The organism is Paenibacillus herberti, from assembly GCF_002233675.1.
Taxonomy (GTDB): Bacteria; Bacillota; Bacilli; order Paenibacillales; family Paenibacillaceae; genus Paenibacillus_O; species Paenibacillus_O herberti.
On sequence record NZ_NMUQ01000002.1, the window covers coordinates 735,138 to 752,989 of the forward strand.

General features: G+C 48.8%; 13 protein-coding genes. 4 read left to right on the forward strand and 9 right to left on the reverse strand.

The window, feature by feature from the left end; all coding sequences use genetic code 11:
• Nucleotides 1-110 precede the first annotated feature (110 nt).
• The 3 genes from CGZ75_RS15735 to CGZ75_RS15745 form a co-directional block, all read right to left on the reverse strand.
• Nucleotides 111-1,241 carry an RNA-guided endonuclease InsQ/TnpB family protein gene (locus CGZ75_RS15735; protein WP_089525221.1) on the reverse strand — a complete coding sequence of 377 codons (1,131 nt, stop codon included), beginning with the start codon at nucleotides 1,239-1,241 and terminating at the stop codon, nucleotides 111-113.
• 232 nt (nucleotides 1,242-1,473) lie between these two features.
• Entirely contained in the window at nucleotides 1,474-3,288 is a 1,815-nt protein-coding gene (locus tag CGZ75_RS15740; protein ID WP_089525222.1) for a right-handed parallel beta-helix repeat-containing protein, read from the reverse strand.
• 180 nt (nucleotides 3,289-3,468) lie between these two features.
• Entirely contained in the window at nucleotides 3,469-5,229 is a 1,761-nt protein-coding gene (locus CGZ75_RS15745) for a glycoside hydrolase family 35 protein (RefSeq protein ID WP_425436499.1), read from the reverse strand.
• Between the two features lie 174 nt (nucleotides 5,230-5,403).
• Between CGZ75_RS15745 and CGZ75_RS15750 the strand changes: the two genes are divergently transcribed.
• Nucleotides 5,404-6,306 (forward strand): AraC family transcriptional regulator, encoded by a 903-nt coding sequence (locus tag CGZ75_RS15750; protein WP_089525223.1) that lies wholly within the window; start codon nucleotides 5,404-5,406, stop codon nucleotides 6,304-6,306.
• 45 nt (nucleotides 6,307-6,351) lie between these two features.
• On the opposite strand, the gene CGZ75_RS15755 is transcribed toward CGZ75_RS15750, so the two are convergent.
• The gene (locus CGZ75_RS15755; protein WP_245850881.1) at nucleotides 6,352-7,251 is read right to left on the reverse strand and encodes an AraC family transcriptional regulator; all 900 of its coding nucleotides are present in this window, start codon (nucleotides 7,249-7,251) and stop codon (nucleotides 6,352-6,354) included.
• Between the two features lie 114 nt (nucleotides 7,252-7,365).
• Between CGZ75_RS15755 and CGZ75_RS15760 the strand changes: the two genes are divergently transcribed.
• A complete protein-coding gene (locus CGZ75_RS15760; protein WP_089525224.1) occupies nucleotides 7,366-8,478 on the forward strand; it encodes a Gfo/Idh/MocA family protein in 1,113 nt (370 codons plus the stop codon).
• A 107-nt stretch (nucleotides 8,479-8,585) separates the two neighbouring features.
• Here CGZ75_RS15760 and CGZ75_RS15765 read toward each other — a convergent pair whose 3' ends face one another.
• From CGZ75_RS15765 to CGZ75_RS15775, 3 genes are all read right to left on the reverse strand, one after another.
• Nucleotides 8,586-10,178 (reverse strand): extracellular solute-binding protein, encoded by a 1,593-nt coding sequence (locus tag CGZ75_RS15765; protein ID WP_089525225.1) that lies wholly within the window; start codon nucleotides 10,176-10,178, stop codon nucleotides 8,586-8,588.
• A 65-nt stretch (nucleotides 10,179-10,243) separates the two neighbouring features.
• Complete coding sequence (locus tag CGZ75_RS15770; RefSeq protein ID WP_089525226.1) at nucleotides 10,244-11,119, reverse strand: carbohydrate ABC transporter permease; 876 nt, start codon at nucleotides 11,117-11,119, stop codon at nucleotides 10,244-10,246.
• Nucleotides 11,120-11,137: 18 nt separating this feature from the next.
• A complete protein-coding gene (locus CGZ75_RS15775) occupies nucleotides 11,138-12,091 on the reverse strand; it encodes an ABC transporter permease (RefSeq protein ID WP_089525227.1) in 954 nt (317 codons plus the stop codon).
• 263 nt (nucleotides 12,092-12,354) lie between these two features.
• Here CGZ75_RS15775 and CGZ75_RS15780 point away from each other — a divergent pair, with 263 nt between their 5' ends.
• Nucleotides 12,355-12,930, forward strand: a complete 576-nt coding sequence (locus tag CGZ75_RS15780; protein WP_089525228.1) for a TetR/AcrR family transcriptional regulator — start codon at nucleotides 12,355-12,357, stop codon at nucleotides 12,928-12,930.
• A gap of 111 nt (nucleotides 12,931-13,041) precedes the next feature.
• The gene (locus tag CGZ75_RS15785) at nucleotides 13,042-14,493 is read left to right on the forward strand and encodes an MDR family MFS transporter (protein WP_089525229.1); all 1,452 of its coding nucleotides are present in this window, start codon (nucleotides 13,042-13,044) and stop codon (nucleotides 14,491-14,493) included.
• A gap of 82 nt (nucleotides 14,494-14,575) precedes the next feature.
• Here CGZ75_RS15785 and CGZ75_RS15790 read toward each other — a convergent pair whose 3' ends face one another.
• Nucleotides 14,576-16,054, reverse strand: a complete 1,479-nt coding sequence (locus tag CGZ75_RS15790; RefSeq protein WP_089525230.1) for a response regulator transcription factor — start codon at nucleotides 16,052-16,054, stop codon at nucleotides 14,576-14,578.
• Complete coding sequence (locus tag CGZ75_RS15795) at nucleotides 16,047-17,849, reverse strand: sensor histidine kinase (protein ID WP_089525231.1); 1,803 nt, start codon at nucleotides 17,847-17,849, stop codon at nucleotides 16,047-16,049. Before CGZ75_RS15795 ends, CGZ75_RS15790 begins: the two co-directional genes overlap by 8 nt.
• Nucleotides 17,850-17,852: the final 3 nt, after the last annotated feature.

A 17,852-nucleotide genomic window follows, 5' to 3' on the forward strand; every position in this document is an offset into this window, starting at 1 on the left:
GGAGGAGGAAACTTGGAACCTTATATTTGTCCCTAGTATCTAGTGAACAATTACCAGTCAACTACACACCACCTTCGCTACGCTTAGAGGTGGGTGCTTGTAAGTAGTCCTTAGATAGCGACTCCTACGTTCGGCACGCTGACGAGTGCCCTGCTCCGAATATTCAGAGCAGCAACATTGTCGGCTGGAGCAGCGTACTCGCAAGCCTGACAACGGAACCAATCTCTCGTTTTGCGGTTCTCTTTGGCAATGTGCCCGCACTGTGGACATTCTCGGCTTGTGTTGCGTGGATCAACGAGAACGACTGGCACGCCTGCAATCCATGCTTTGTATTCGATATACGAGCGAAGCTGTGCAAATGCCCAAGCATGCTGGTTTCGACGCTGAGCCTTACGAACCGTTATCCGTTCACGAATGCCTGTTAAATCTTCTAGTGCAAGCAGCGAACGGTGCCTTTTGGCTTTCTCTACCATATGCTTGGATATGCAGTGATTTACGTCCCTGGAGAAACGGGCTTCTTTGTGTCTGCGGCGAGCAAGTAGACGTTTAGCGGACTTTGTTCCTTTTGCTTGGAGCTTGGCACGAAGTTTGGCATTCCGATGCCTTACCGCATTAACCGCATCGCCGGAGTGGGATTCTCCCATGCTGTCGGCAGCAATGTTTTTTATGCCTAAATCGACCCCTATAGCGTCAATTGGCTCGTAGGGCTCGTTTGCTGGACGCTCAACTACAAGTAACAGATAAAAAATACAATCATGCCAAACAAGTTCAGCTTGTCCTCGGATATTCTTGCCTTGCATGACGCCCTGATGATAAGGGCTAATCCCCATCGGCACCTTAATGCGTCCATCCAGCGTCAAGATCGAAGCAAGCTCTAGTCCAGTAAACGATAACGTTCTCGCGTCATAGCTCATTGCACCGGTTTCACGAAACGAAATCGTTTTCTCCACGTTTTTCTTGCCTTTGGGCTTCTTGTATTCCTTTTTCTTTTTAGCCTTATCAGCAGTATAAGCATCCGCTACTTTGCGTACAGCTAGAATGGCCATCTGAGACGATAACTGGAATTTATCGCGAACGTCATAGTAAACGAGCTTTTGTAGTTTGATGCGGTTATATTCGGACTGCTCAAAAGCGAACTGACTGATAAAGGTGCAAGCAGCGTTATATCGTTTCATGGTTTCTAGCAATTTTTCATGATGTTCTTGCTCCAACATGAGCTTAATCTTCGTTGTTATCAGCAATTTTCTTCACCTCCTTCATTCCTATGAAGCACGAAATGGGTGATCAAATAGGCGAACAGTCAAAGGAAGCTGAGCTTATCCTACAAGCATGTCATTCATCCCCCGCCTATAGAGGACGGGAGAATCCTGACACTAAGAGTGTTGAACTAATAAATAGATGCCCGCCTCTGAATCCATGGATTAGAAAGCGGGCATCTGCTAGTTCATCCTGAACTAATCGGCGTTGAACAAGTTAAGGAATTAGTCCAGTCACCGCTGTATGGGCAGCCGATGCAGAACCATTGTTACCGTTGTAATCTTCCGCTTCAACTTTGTAATAGTAGGTCGTGTTGGACTTCGGACGCGCATTGTCCATAAAGGATGTACCCGTCGACTCGCCTACCATACTGGTATATGCAGGCGTAAAACCAGCCGTCGTGCCACGATAAATGTTGTAGTGAGCAATGCCGCTTCCCGAATCCGTTGCCGCCGCCCAGCTCAGCTGCACATAACCATTGCTAAGCGTCGATGTCACGTTTGATACGGTGGACGGCAGAGCGTTGTCGAGCCCATATAATTGGGTTCCCGAATCATAACCGGTAGCCGTCTGCCAAGCCGACAGAGTGTTGTATGTCGTGCCGTTTTTACTGGCGACGAATGTCAGGCCATTGCTGCTGTAGATGCGGTTTTCCCAGCTGGAGTCAATGTTGGCGTTCAACGCGAAGCTGAAAACCGATGTATTCGCTACGCCGGATTTCAACACAATATTGTTTCGGTAAATACTGTTGCCCGTCCAGAGGCCGGCAATTGGCGTTACGCCATCATCCGAAAAAGCGGTGTTGATGGCGTTTGTGCCCGCCACATCCACGATAATCGTGTTGTTGGCCACCACCATGTTACGAGCTCCGGTCGAAAGGTCGCGCGCCCCGGTAAAGTTACCAAGCGCGATTTGTCCTTTCCCGTTGGATTGCTCGCCTTTGTTGCCCTTGGCCTTGTTGTTGAGAAACTTTCCGCCATTGTTGCTCATCGTCGTGAAGCCATTACCTTTGTTGTCATGCGAGTAGTTGTACTGGACGGTAATATTGGTACAGTACCAATCGATATTAATGCCCGCTCCATCGTAGCCGGACCCGGAATCCTTCATCTCCGACACTTCATTGAAACGGATGACGGAATCGCGAGAGGAGACGTACCACAGCCCGCCCGGTCCGTAGCCATTCGAATTGGCTTGCCCTGCGGCACGAACGACGTTGCGTTCGATGGCGGAATTGCGCGCATTGCCAACCACGATGCCCTGGTTGCCCATGTTCGTCACTTCATTACCAACAACATACAGATTGCCAAACGTCTCCTGGGAATTGAAGCTTTTGGAGTTAGCCGTATCCCATCCTCCCGTAATGATGGCATACCATCCCAAATCATGAATCTTGTTGTTTGAAATTACAATGTCGTTCGCGACGGCTCCGAAGGTCGATCCCGGAACATAAGCGACAATGTTGATTCCATACGTATTCGAATCTGGAGTGGTGCTATACACCTCATTGCCGTCGATCTGTAATCCCGAGTGGACCGCAGTTGTATCGTAATCTACCAGGATTCCAATCGTTTTGTTCGTATAAGTAAGATTTGCGGATGGTACAGCCTTCACAGCCAGCCCTTGAATTAGCCAGTTGCTCAAATTTTTGCCGTAAATGACCCCGCTGTTCGGAGTGTTGGCCGTAATAAGCGGCTTATTACCCGTGCCGAACGAAGTAATCGTAATCGGGCTGGCTTTTGTGCCGGAGCCTTTCAGCGTCAGCTTTTCATTCCAGGTATCGCCGGATTTCAGCAAAATACGGTCGCCTGGCTGGAATGTGATGCCACTCACCTTGGCCATCGTTTTCCAAGCCGTCGTTTGGCTCAAACCGTTATTGGCGTCGTTGCCCGAGCTGTTGCTGACGTAATACGTGGTGTTTGCGGCGAAGGCAGCTTGCGTCCCCAGTGTCAAAGCTCCGGGAACTGCGCTTGCCAGGAGCAGCAAAAGTGCTGTCATAATTATTACAGCACGTACTTGTAATACGCTCCTCATTCTTCATATTCCTCCATTCAAAGTTGGATTAGGGCGTCTGCCCGTTAAGAACATATCATAATGACATATAGATTCGATATGTGGTAAGCGCTTTCTTTTTCATGTGATTTTTGATTATTCTGACTTTTTAGACGAAAAAAAAGCCTGCGGCTCCCGGTAAGGAGCGGCGCAGGCCCTAGCTTATTGTTGCTTATTCAAAACCGGATAATCCTGCAGCGAGACGCTTGGGGATTCGCATCCATGAAGCTCGAATACGACGATTTCGTTGTTCCCTTTGCGCAGCAGCGGACCTGGGATATACAGCGTCTCTTGCGGAGCGATCTCCCAATAACGACCCAGGTTGAAGCCGTTAATGTAGGCGACGCCTTTGGTCCAGCCCTTCATGCTCAAAAACGTGTCCGCTGGCTCATCAACCGTAAACTCGCCCAGGTAGAAGGAAGGCTGGTTCTTTTCTGATTCGCCATCGACTGAGTCGAAATTCAGCTTGGACAAGTCGTCCAGCGGAAGTGGACGAACCGTCCAGTCGAACAGGAATTGAAGTCCGTGGCGCACGCCTTCCGTGATGCCTTTGGCATCTTTCATTTGCGGTCCGTAGTTGATCCGGCCCATGTTCTCCACGAGAATCGTCAGCTCAACGCCTCCCGCCGGAACATCGAACACAATGTCATGCTCCTTATCCGCACGTTCGATGATGCCTTTGAACTTCCCATCGATAAAGATATGCGCACGGTCGTGAACTTCCTGCAGGTTCAGGCGGCTTGCAGGACGCGGCCCGGATAGATGGGTCGTGTACATGATGAAGCCGTAGTTTTGTCCGAATTGCTCCATCGGTTCCGGGCAAACACTTTGAATCGGCGAGGAAAGCCCATCGAGGGAAGCCAGCAGCTTCGCCTGTCCCGTCATGTTTACGGTGCCGTAGCTTTTTTTGGCGATTGGAGCCGGCAGTTCAAGTGGTCCAAGATCGGTATACTTGCCAATAACTTCGCGAACGGCATGGTACTTCTCCGTGAGATCGCCGCTTTCGCTAAGCGGGGAATCGTAGTCATAACTCGTAATGGTCGGCTGCAGCTTGTCCGGGTAGTTGGCGCCGCTGTAAAAGCCGAAGTTCGTGCCGCCATGGAACATATAGAAGTTAACCGATGCATTCGCAGCCAGCATATCGTCCAGCACTTTGGCTACGTCTGCCGCGTCACGGGTATGATGCTGCTCGCCCCAGTGATCGAACCAGCCGTTCCAGTATTCCATACACATAAGCGGCTGATCGGGTTGGTACTCCAGCAACTTAGCGAAACCTTCTGCCGAGCGGGAACCAAAGTTAACCGTCTCCCACACGCCCTCAACCATGCCGCCTTGCAGCATGAAGTCCTCTGGTCCATCCGAAGTGAACAACAGTACATCCACGCCGCGCTCGATGAGCGCTTGTTTCAGATGGTTCAGGTACGCTTTGTCATTGCCATAGCTGCCATATTCGTTCTCGATCTGCATCGCGATAATCGGACCGCCTTTAGTCGACAAGAATGGCGTAAGGCGTGGAATCAGATCATCGAAATAAGCATCGATTTTGTCCAGGAACGGCTTGTGGTGGCAGCGGAGACGCATGCCCGGATCAGCAAGCAGCCAAGCAGGAAGTCCACCGAATTCCCATTCCGCACAGATGTACGGGCTTGGACGCACGATGACATAAAGCCCCAGCTCTCCAGCAAGCTGGGTGAACTTCTCCAGATCGGCCATACCTACGAAATTGAACTGGCCTTCATTCGCTTCATGCAGATTCCATGGTACATACGTTTCAACCGTATTAAAGCCGCAAGCTTTCAGCTTGAGCAGCCTGTCCTCCCAATATTGGGGCACCACCCGAAAATAATGAATCGCTCCCGATAAAATCCGAAAAGGTTGTTCTCCCAACATCAGCTGTTTTCCTTGAATGGTCAGTTGACTCAAGACTGTTTCCTCCAATACCGATCTATGATGCCCTTATAGTAGCCCCTGCGTTAGATACAGTGAATGCACAAACTCCTCATTTACTTAACCTTTTGTGCCGGAACAATCGTTTCACCAGTATGCTATAATTTGACCTAGAGCATGCTGTACAGGACTGTGCAGGAGGTAGGATCAGTGGATACTATATTTGTATTTCAGAATATTACCAGCACCTTGAAAATAGATGGCTGTCACTTCGGAGTTAAGCCTGAGGCATGGTCTTATCAAAAACATCATCATCATCTGTATGAGCTAATTTGCTGTATGGAAGGAGGGGCCGTTCAGGAAATCAACGGGGAGAAGGTCGAATTGAAAAAAGGAGACTGGATTCTGTTGAAATCCGGGGTCAGCCATACGGTCGCCAATTCCTCCCCTTCACATTATGCTTATTTCGTTATTCACTTTGACCTGGACGATCTGGATGCTCGGAGTCGGCTCGGAGCTGCGCCATTCCGCCTCATTCCAGCGACCCAGGCCAAACAGAGCAAGCTTCCCCATCTTGTCCCCGAGCTGGAGCGACTGATGCAGCAGAAGCTTCTTTCCGAAGAAACATCGTTTTCACCCGATTTTGTCCAGTTTTCTTTGCCGCTGCATCAACGGCTCGCTCTGCAGGCTTACGTCCTGCTGATCCTCCAGGAAATTCTACTCCTCCTGGAAGCTCCTCCGAGTATGGATGCCCGTAATCAGGTTTCGGCCTATGAAGCTGATGTCGCCCATTCCATTGAAGAGAAGCTTACGGCAGATTTTACAACGAATCCGTCGATTACCGCGATCGCATCCGATATGAATATGAGTCGCAGCCAGCTGTCCAAAGTTTTCGCCAAAGTGTACGGAGTATCTCCGCGCCAATATATTAGTCGAAGAAAATGGAGCAAAGCCAAAGAGCTGCTCGTCACCTCGAACCTCACGGTTTATGCGATTGCCGAGCAGCTCGGCTTCAGCTCCGTCAACCATTTTTCCCGCCAATTTCGCAAGTGGACCGGGGTGTCGCCCAATCAATACCGCCATATGCCTATCGAAAAAGGGATTGAGCCCTAACAGAGCTCAATCCCTTTTTTTCGCCACTTTTTTCGCCGCCCTCGCTCAAAACGCTCCTTGCTGGATTCCGCTTCTCGCTTTAACGGATTTGGCGTATTCGGATGGGCTCATCCCGGTAGCACGTTTGAACGCTTTGGAAAAATAATGCACGCTGCTAAAACCCAGCTGACGCGATATTTCCGTAAAATTATGCGCGTCCTCGCGAATGAGCAGCTTTGCTTTTTCGATTTTCATATTCGCGTAATATTCCATAATCGTCTTGCCGGTATGTCTCTTAAACAGCTCTTTGAGCTTCGTATTGGCGATATGCAGGGTGTTGCTAATTTCCGCCAAAGAAAGCTGCGACGATAAACGCTCCTCCATCAGCGCGACGATGGTGGACAGCAGCATCCCTTCATCCTTCTCTTTGGGCATCAATAGCGGCGCCCGTCCATGATCATTTGAAGCGCCATCGCGCAAGAGCAGAATAAGGAACGTCTCCAAGTAACATTTGAGCAGCTGCTCGGAGCCAATCGGTTGGTTAATTTTACGGATCAGCGGGTAGCCAAATGGAAAAGCAAAAGCATTCGCTCCCTCGCTTATAATACGAGCCATTTGGTTGCGCTGTTCACTATCAAGCTGGAATACCTTTTCGGCAAAGTTGTTCATCATGTTGGAATCACAATCAAACGTCAGGACAATGACATTCGGAGCCTTGCCATGCATCGTTGTAAAGCTATGGAATTCATTCGGCTTATGAAAGATAAGGCCGCCTTGCTTCAAGCTATATCGCTTCGTATCGGCCAAAACCTCGATTTCACCCTTGTCAACGTAGACCATCTCCCAGAAGTTATGCCGCTCTCCAGGAAAATAATAGTCCTTCCCGAACTCGAAGTAGTACATCGTAATGATGCTGCGAATATCCAGAAGCAGATTCAAATGGGTTCGTTCCAGATCTACAGTCACGTAGTCCTCATCCCCTCTAAATGACAAATAATGCGTCTATGAGAACAAAGCCAAAGGCAGTGGTTGTTTTTTATAATAGAGCCAGTTTAACAACCGCGCAAGGAGGCAGAGGTCATGAAACTTGGTGTTATCGGTTATGGTAACCGAATTCAGCATATGATCAGTGAAGTAATTGCAGTTGATCCGTCATCAGAGGTAGTTGCCATTGTTGATCCTCAAAGCTCACTCATTCAGGCACAGCAGCAGGAGCGTCTGGTTAACACCTCTTATTATGAAACGCCCGAGGAAATGCTTGCGTCCACCGCGTTTGACGGTATCTTGATCGGCACACGATGTAATCTCCACACCGAGATGGCGCTGAAGGTTTTGCCTACTCGCATTCCTTTGTTTTTGGAAAAACCAGTCTCGACAACGATGGAAGACTTGCGTCGCTTGAAAGCTGGTGCGGACGAGACGAAAGCGCCTGTTATAGTCTCCTTCCCGCTACGGGTGTCACCGATCGTTCAGCTCGTCAAGGAGATCGTTGATTCCGGCAAAATAGGCACCATCGAGCATGTGCAGGCCATCAACAACGTTTCATACGGTGCGGTCTACTACCATAGCTGGTACCGTGATGAGCAAATAACCGGCGGTTTGTTCCTGCAAAAGGCAACTCATGATTTCGATTATATCAATCATGTCCTTGGGCTAAATCCTGTCAGTGTCTGCGCCATGAAATCCAAGCAAATTTTTAAAGGTGATAAACCTGCCGGACTGAGATGCGTGGATTGCGCGGAGAATAAAATTTGCCCAGAAAGCGCCTACCACGATGAAACCGCAAAATGTGTTTTTGGCACCGATACCGGCAATGAAGATTCCGGCAGTGCCTTGCTCTACTATGACAGCGGAATGCACGTCTCCTATTCGCAAAACTTCTTTGCTCGCAGGGGCGCTGCTGCACGTGGTGCACGTTTCCTCGGGTTCAAAGGGACGATCGAGTTCGATTTCTATACCGATACCGTGAAGGTTTACATGCATCATACGGACCGAGTGGAGACTTATAAGGTTGGCGGAGTAGAGAACCATTCTGGTGGAGATAGAGTGCTGGCCGCCGGCTTTGTCAACATGATGCATGGAACGAGTCCATCCAGCAGTCCCCTTGAGGACGGATTAATCAGTGCACTGCAATGTATCAAAGCGAGAGAGTCGGCTGAAACGAGAACCTTCCAAAACATCGATTGGAACTAACCGTTTAGAATGCGAAACAAAGACGATCAAGACTCTGCACTCGGCAGAATTTGATCGTCTTTCTTGTGCGATAATCCTAAAGCCTATTCGCAGCCTACGGCCTTGCCTTAACGGCCTTCTGCCGCCGCTTGTTTGTTTGTTTCTTCGACGAGCTTAGTTCCGCCTTTTTTCAGCCATTCTTCTTTATACTTGGAAAAATCGGCTGGAACGTCCTTGGAGTTTACAATTATTTCTGCAAGCCGTTGATTGACGTAGTCGCCCAATTCCCCGGGCAGGCTTGAATCCAGAGCGTCCTCGGGGATGACCATATATTCCAGAGGGTTCGGCACGGCGTAATCGCCGGTCGATTTGGCCGCTGCAATGATCTCTTCTCGGTTTTCCAGGCCTTCCGGCAGGAAGTCCGTGTTCCAGGATACGAGCGACTTCAAGAGAAAGCCCTTATCCTTGTCCCTCTCTTCCGCTGCCATGATCGGAACCTTTTTGTCGCCTTCGACTTTGTAGTGCACGCCCTCAACTCCGTTCAACACCAGGTCCTGGCCTTCTTCGGATAACAAGTAATCCAGCAACTCAAGCGCCTTTTTCTTCTTATCATCAGGCAAGTCGGCTTTGACCGACGTTTGGAGCCAGAAATTGGGGGATCCGTCCATCCGCTGCTGGCCGTTCGCGCCCTTTAGCGTACCAACCCAGGTAAAGATTGACTTTGGATCCCTGTCCGGATACGCCTTCTTGAGTTTATTGGTAATATCCGTATAGAACCAAGAGTTCAGATTATTGACAATCATACCGACTTTTCCGGTAATGAATTTTTCCATCTTCTGTTCATCGGTATTCACCATAAAGTCCGGATCAAGAATTTTTTCTTTGTTCATTTTGTTCAAGAATGAAATACCTTGCTCCATTCCCGGTGAGATGACTTCCGGCTCGAATTTGCCGTCGGCCGTCTTCTTGAAGCGATCCGTACTGGCATCAAACGCGTTGAAAATCGGATAAAACCAAAAAACAGGATTTCCGCTGGAGCTTGAAGAGAAGCCATACGTATCTTTTTTGTTATTGCCGTCCGGATCGTTATCTGTGAATGCTTTCGCCACTTTGTAAAACTCGTCGATTGTCGTCGGCGCCTTCAGGCCGAGCTTATCCAGCCAGTCTTTGCGGATGAGGATGTTATGGCCGTTGATAGAGTTTTTGCCGCTGCCCGATTCGTTGAAAATTGGAAGCCCGTAGTGTTTGCCGCCGGTCGGCTTGGTCAGCACCTCGAAGTTGGCCAGCGATTTGCCGAGGTTCGGGTATTCCGTCGTGTAATCGGACAGATTCAGAACGAGGCCTTCCCTGATCCACTGGTTGTATTGAACAGGCCTGCCAATACCGCTGGAAACAAATATATCTGGCATATCTCCGGTGCCGATCATGACGTTGAGCTTTTCCTCCCAGTCGTTCCATGAAGCCACGATAGGTTTGAGCTTGATGTTCAGCTTCTCCTGCAGGCGCTTGTAGATCGCAGAGTCAGGTGAATCGATTCCCTCATAGTCCCATCTGAATACCGTCAGCTCGACCGGAGCGGCCGGCTCTTTAGACTGTACGCCACTGTTGTTCGCCGCAGGTGCAGGTTCTCCATTATTGCCGCCGGAGCAGCCGGCCAAGACGCCGGCAAGCAGCGGAACAATAGCCATGGAGGAAACCCATTTTTTCTTCGTTCTATTCATTTCGGTTCAGCTCCCCTTTTGATCATTGGACAATCACTATTGGATATCAGCATTTCGTGAAAAGGTCAGCTCTTGATAGAGCCGATCATCACCCCTTTCACGAAATGCTTTTGGATGAACGGGTAAACGATAATAATCGGAATAACGGAAACCATGACGATGGCATATTTAATCGTGTCCGCCAGCATGAACTGCTCGTTCATGGCGCTGAAACTCGCCGTTGCGTTCGTATTGTTATTAATCAGAATATCCCGCAGCACCATAGCCAGCGGCCATAAGTCCTTGTCGTTCAGGAACAACATCGGCTGATACCAGTTGTTCCATTGGCCAACCGCGATGAACAAGCCAATCGTAGCCAGAGAAGGAATCGACAGCGGCAAAATAATGCGGAAGAAAACCGTCATATATCCGGCTCCGTCCATTTTGGCCGACTCCTCCAGTTCCACCGGAATACTCTGGAAAAACGTTTTGAGTACAATCATATTGTACATGCTGAGCGCCGCCGGGATGATCATAACTGCAAGACTATTAACCATGCCTAGATTTTTAATCAACAGATAGTACGGAATCAGGCCACCGGAGAAGAACATCGTGAATACCATAAACAGAAAGATGGCCGAGCGTCCCGGAAGATCCTGTTTAATAAGCGGATAAGCGGTAATAGCCGTAATAAATAACTGGTACAACGTTCCAAGCACCGTGACCAAGACGGACACTAACAGCGATTGCAGAATTGTATCTTTGGAAAATATATACTCGTACGCTTCGAACGTCCACTTCGTCGGAAACAGGTTGAAGCTGGATTTGATTGCTTCCTCATAGGGCAGAACCGACCCAACAAGGACGTGCCAGAACGGATACAGCGTAATGATTGCGAGCAGAGCCAAGAAGACGATGTTCACCGCGTCGAAGATTTTGCCGGACAAACTGGTTGTTTTCATTGTTTGGGTTCACCACCTTTAATAAATGCCTTGGCCGCCCAGCTTCTTGGACGTGTAGTTCACAATCATGAGAAGCACGAAGTTGATGACGTTGAGGAACAGCCCAATTGCAGTCGCCATGCTGTATTTGCCCTGCGTCAAGCCTATCCGGTAAACGTAGGTGTCGATAACGTCGCCGCTTTCATATACCATCGCATTGTACATATTGAATACTTGGTCGAAGCCGCCGTTCATCATGCTGCCGAAATTCAGAATAAGCAAAATGGAGATAATCGGCAGCAAGCTTGGCAGCGTAATGTAGACGGCCTGCTTAAACCGGTTCGCACCGTCGACCGTAGCCGCCTCATATAGATCGGGATTGATGCCAGCCAGCGCCGCCATATAGATAATCGTGCCCCAGCCCACTTCTTTCCATATCCCGGATAAAACCAGCAACGGACGGAATAAGTCGTTGTTTGTCAGGAAATTGATCGGACTGCCTCCCAAAGCCACAATGATGCTGTTGACCAGTCCGTCGATAGACAAAACCGAGAAGATAATACCCGCAATCGTCACCCAGGAAATAAAGTGAGGCAAGTAAATGATCGTTTGAATGGAGCGCTTGAAAAACTTCAGCCTTACCTCGTTGAGCAAAAGCGCCAGCAAGATAGGCGCCGGAAACCCGAATACTAGCCGCAGCAAGTTGATTTCGATTGTATTGCGAAATACTTGCCAGAACTTATCCGTTTCGAAAATTTTCTGGAAATGTTCAAGACCTACCCATGGGCTACCCATAATGCCTTTGGTTATCCAGAAGTCCTTAAAGGCGATCGTCGCCCCGTACATCGGAATGTAGCTGAAAATAACAAGGAACACGATAGCTGGCAGTAACATCACATAGAGCATCTTATAGCCCATAATCCGCTTCCGCAGCTCGCGTCTGGCGTTTAATTTGGCATTGCCTGCATTTGCGTTCGCCACGCTTGCTTCCATAGTCTCGCTTCACCTGCTCTCTTTTGATGTTAAGAAACGCGTGAATGTCCGAAAGTTCGGGCTCTCTTGTGAGAGCGTCATTCTATTTCTTCTATTCTGGCACATGCAGAAAGAGCGTTATATGTACTCAGACTGGAAGCTTGTTTGTGGTTTTTTACGATGTTTTGTTTACGAGAACCTTCGCGGGGAGATTTTGCACATTGATTTTTTAAGTTTTTATCGGGTACACTATATATAGACCAGTTGTTATATAGGAGTTGAAAATGATGGAGACTAAGCTGAGTTCCAAGGATATCATTATAGCGACAGCGGCACGGCTGTTTGCCACGCAGGGATATCACGGCACAGGATTGAATCAAATCATTAAGGAAAGCGGATCGCCAAAGGGATCGCTATATTATTATTTCCCAAATGGCAAGGAGGAGCTGGCACTTGAGTGCATCAACCTCATCCGCCGGGACTTATACTCGATCCTTCAAGAGCTGATGGCCAGAATGCCGAAACCAGTTGACTTTATGCAGGCTTTTGTGCTTAACATGGCCGATGCCATCGACGCTTCCGATACGGATCCTTTTGTCCCGTTTAGCTTGTGGGTCTCTGCCGAAACCTCAGCGGTCAGTGATTCTCTGCGGGCTGCGTGTCAGGCCGCCTTCGCTGAATGGAAGGCTATGATAGCGAATAAGCTTGTGGAAACGGGGATCTCGCGGGAACGCGCGGATACAATGGCCGACCTTTCGGTATGTTTGATTGAAGGAGCTACTATTATGGCGATTGTCGAACGTCATTCAACAGCGATTCGTCGTGTAGCCGAGCATTTTCCAGTCATTCTGCAAGAGTAGAGGTATTGGAATGGGCATGTCCCATTTTCAACTTCAAATTATATAGAACGGTCTAATTAAATTATGATGCAGTTATGACTGCATCCTTAAATATTAAGGAGTGAAGAATCCATGCAGGTTTCAGCATCATCATCCGGCCCCGAACTGAAAGCAGCTAAGAAAGACATTAAAGTATTTCCTATCGTCCTTGCTTTTATGATTAGCGGTTTCGTAGGTCTTTTTAGTGAAACGGCGTTGAACGTCGCACTGACCGATCTAATGCAGGTCTTTAATGTTGGTTCGGCGACCATTCAATGGCTGACGACGGGTTATCTTTTAACAATGGGAGTTCTCGTACCATTATCAGGTTTATTAATTCAGCGGTTCTCGACGAGACAACTGTTTATTGCAGCACTCGTTTTCTCTAGTATTGGGGCTTTGATCGGGGCAGTCGCTTCTAGCTTCGGCGTATTGATGATATCGCGCATTATCCAAGCAATCGGCACCGCAATATTGCTGCCGCTTATGTTTAATACGATACTGGTTATTTTCCCGATCGAAAAACGCGGTGCGGCGATGGGTCTGATCAGCCTAGTCATCATGTTCGCCCCTGCGATTGGACCGACGATCGCCGGTCTTGTAATTGAAGAGCTGGGCTGGAACTATATCTTTGGGATCTCTTTCTTTGTGCTTATTATTGCCCTTATTATCGGGATTTTTAAGATGGAGAACATTTCTGAAACGACCAAGCCGCGCTTCGATGTGTTATCCATGCTGCTGTCCACGCTCGGCTTCGGAGGCGTCGTTTTCGGTTTCAGCAGCGCTGGGCACGGCGGATGGTCGAGCCCTACCGTGTCAATCTCACTTGCGGTTGGTCTGGTGGCTCTTATCCTTTTCTCGGTTCGTCAGTTGAGGATGCCAACGCCACTACTTGATTTGCGCGTTTTCAAGTACCCGATGTTTGCAGTCGGCTCTTTCATGGTGGCCCTCAGCATGATGATACTCCTGTCATCAATGCTAGTGTTGCCGATGTACTTGCAAACGGGTCTTGTTATATCCACACTTAGCGTTGGTTTAATTATGTTGCCGGGAAGCGCATTGAACGGGCTCATGGCCCCGCTAATGGGCAAATTGTTCGACAATTACGGACCGAAATGGCTCGTCATTCCGGGGCTTGCTTTGATGTCTGCCGCCCTCTGGCTATTCTCCGGTGTTACACTTACTTCATCGGTTAGTTTTATTATCGCCATCCATATTATGATGATGATCGGCGTTTCCATGATCATGATGCCTGCCTCAACGAATGGCCTCAACCAGCTTCCACCAGAGCTTTATCCGCACGGCACTGCAATTATAAACACGCTGCAGCAGGTGTTCGGCGCGATCGGCACAGCCCTTGCGGTCAGCATCATGAACAACGGATCAGAGAACTTTATAAGCCAAGCCGACAACCCAAACAACCCTTCGCTTCTCCCAGCTGCCTTAACAGCTGGTGTGCAAGACGTGTTCCTGTTCGGTATGATCATCAGTGTGATCGGATTCTTGCTCTCTCTTTTTGTTAAAAGGGTTGCATTGCCGAAATAATTAAAAAGCTACATCAAAAGCATAAAATCCATCGAGAACCGGTATACTATCGGTTGTTCAATGGATTTTATGCTGTATTTCGCTAAGCCTTCCTCCGCTGCTTGTACTCCAACGGCGATACGCCAAGATGCTTCTTGAACAGCTTGCTGAACTGGGCGTAATCGTCGTATCCGACGAGCTTGCCGACCTCATAAAGGGAAATATCCTTTTCCAGCAAAGACACGGCCGCCTCCAGCCTTTTGTGAATCAAATAATTAATAAAGCTTTTGCCCTTCTCCTGCTTAAACAGATGGCTTAAATAGTTCGGGCTAATATAGTATTTCTGCGCCATTTCCTTCAGTGAAATCCGATGTGCAAACATGCGATCCAGATCGCGGGTAATTTCCTCAACAATCGGCACGGCATTGATCTCGCCTGGCTTTTTCTTCTGCTCCTCGATCCGCAGCATCATCTCTTCCAGCAAATCTTGCGGCTTGCCGTAATAGATGACAAGATCCTGCGCGGTAACAAAGTCCTCTTCTCCTAAGGTACCAGGCGATATGAGGCCAGAAAGCGAAATAACGAATAGATTGTACAGCTCAGCCAAGCCGCTCAAATGAATGCGTCCGCGCTGAACGCCCTTCTGGATGTCGTATACTGCCGCCTCCAAATGCTCCACTCTTGTTGCTTTGCCGATTTGCGCCTTCAGTGCTGGTACGGCCGCATTGACGTTGGGACGATGCCGATAAATGCCGCTTTTTCCGTTCAAGCTCGACGTGTCCGCCATCCGGTTCGACTGCTGGTACAGCCGATGAACCCCATGATCGGCCGAACCGATGCTGCTGATGCCAACCTCCCAACTGCGTGCCGATGTCTCGCGTCTTGCTTCGTGATACAATTTGCGCAGCGTTGTGGCTGGAAGCAAAGGCAGGCTAAGCAAATACGTCGATTTAACCGGGCTGTTGCGGCATTTAAAATAATCGATCCGGTACGATTGGAGCAGGCCGTCAATGTCCTGTAAATCCTTCTCTGTCAGTGCCTCCGGACTTTTTACCGTCATAAATACATACTGCTCCCCCAGTTTGAAGGTCACGCCGGTGGATGTAATACGATCGATTATTTGACGAATCGTCACATCACTCTCGATCCATTCCAGCAGCATGACGGATTGGTCGTACACCTGCTGGAAACGGCGCTCTCGCTCCCGCTCCTGAAGACGCTGAGAGCAGTTCTCCAGCGTTTGCAGCAGCTCGTCCGTGTTGACCGGCTTTAGCAAATAGTTGAAACAGCCCTTTTCAATCGCTTGTTTGGCATACGTAAAGTCGCTGTAGGCGCTCATAAACACAACTAGCGTTCCCGGCGAAACCCGGTTTGTGAATTCGAGCAGGTCCAAGCCGGTTTTGCCCGGCATGCGAATATCGCTAATAATAACGTCGATTCGCTGCCTGCGAAGCAGGCTCTCGGCGATATTGACATCATTCGCCTTGGCGACAATGTTGAACCCCGCTTCCTGCCAATCGATAATCTGTTCCATATCTTTCAAAATCCAAGGTTCGTCGTCTACTAGAAGCAAATTATACATGGCTGACAACCTCCTTCTCTCTCAGAGGGACCGTAATGGTCACGATCGTACCCTTGTCTTTCCAACTCTTAATCGTTAGTCCATAGGGCTCGCCGTAATAGATTTGTATCCGCTTGTGGATATTAACCAGGCCGATTCCCTGACCGATCGCGCCGCTCTCCTTCTCTGCCGGAACAATAATGCCGGCAAGCTCCTGACGCAGACTTTCCAGCTTCTCCTCCGTCATGCCGCCGCCATTGTCCATCACTTTGATTTTCCACACATCATTCTCAGCATAAGCCCTAATACGGATAATCCAGCGTCCGCCTTTCTCCTCCAGACCATGCATAAGAGAGTTCTCGACCAGAGGCTGTAAAATCAGCTTCACGATCGACCGGCTGCTCAGCGAAGGCTCCATATCCGCCTTAAACTGCAAGCGGTCACCGAAACGAATCTTTTGAATCGCGATGTACCGCTCCAAATGCTCCAGTTCTTTCAATAGCAGAACATATTCACCGCTTCGGGTAATGTAACGGAAATACTGGACGAGATTGTCGATCGCTTCCGCAACCTCTTTTTTGGCGTTGGACATCGACATTCCCCGGATCGAATGCAGCACATTGTAGAGAAAATGAGCGTTGATCTGGCTCTGCAGGCCGTTCAGTTGAAACAGCTGCTTGTCCATCTCCGTCTGATGCAGCTGCTGCTGGGACTGCAGTAGATTCTCGGTCAGCTTCTTGATTTGCCTGAGCATATTGTTGAAATGATCCTGTATGACGGTAATCTCATTTTTATAGGTGAATTTGAGCTTGGCGTCTAGATCTCCGCTAGCAGCGCTGTCAAACGCGTCCACAAGCCGGGTGATGGGATGTGTGAGCCGTATATTAAACGACACCGCCGCCAGGCCAACGACAAAGATTGCGAGGGCTATCACACCGATGACCGAAAATTGAATGACATTCGCTTTTTCCAGCAATTTGTCCTTATCAATAAGAGCGACGAACTTCCAGTCCAGGCTTTTGATCGGAAGGGATTGATAGAGATAATTGACCCCATCCAAGCGGATATCCGACACGCTCTCAAGCGGCTGCCCCCCGATTATCGGCCTAACCAGCTCATAATTTAGCCGACTGGATGAGGAGCCGATTAAATCTCCCTCGCCATTGACGATAAATAGATTCGCTTTGCTGCCCATGCTGCCTGTCTGTAATATTTTCTGAATCCACTGCGTGTCTAGCAAAATGGCCCCAATATAGATGTTTTGCATATATTGCTTGGAATAAACCGATTTAACTTGCCTGAACGCGAGCAGACCTTGTTTTTTGTCCGTTCCTTCCATGGGGGGAGAGATCTGAATTTTGACGTTGACCGAATTCATTAAATTTTTGGAGCGCAAATAGTCCAGCTCGTCCCGGAACACCTGTCCTGTGGAAACCTCGTTATTGCTTTCAAAATTGATGAGCGAGATGGACTTAATGGTAGGATCAATCGACATGTAGGAACTTAGGTTTTTAAACTGGAATTGCGAAATCTGCCATGGCGTATTCGAGACGGCGATTTGCTGAATGTTGGGGTTGTAAAAGACCGCTTTGGACAACTGATCAATGCGGTTGAAGTAATCGTCGAAACGACTGTTCGCTTGGAGGACAAACTGCTCCATATTGTCCAGCGCATTCTGCTTCAACGTATGCACATAGGCGATGTAACCGGCAGTTCCCAACACACAGATGGGCAAGATGGCAATACATATATTGGTCACGATCATAAGGTAGCTCAGTCTATATTTTAATGTATACGCTATCATCCTCTTGTACATAGA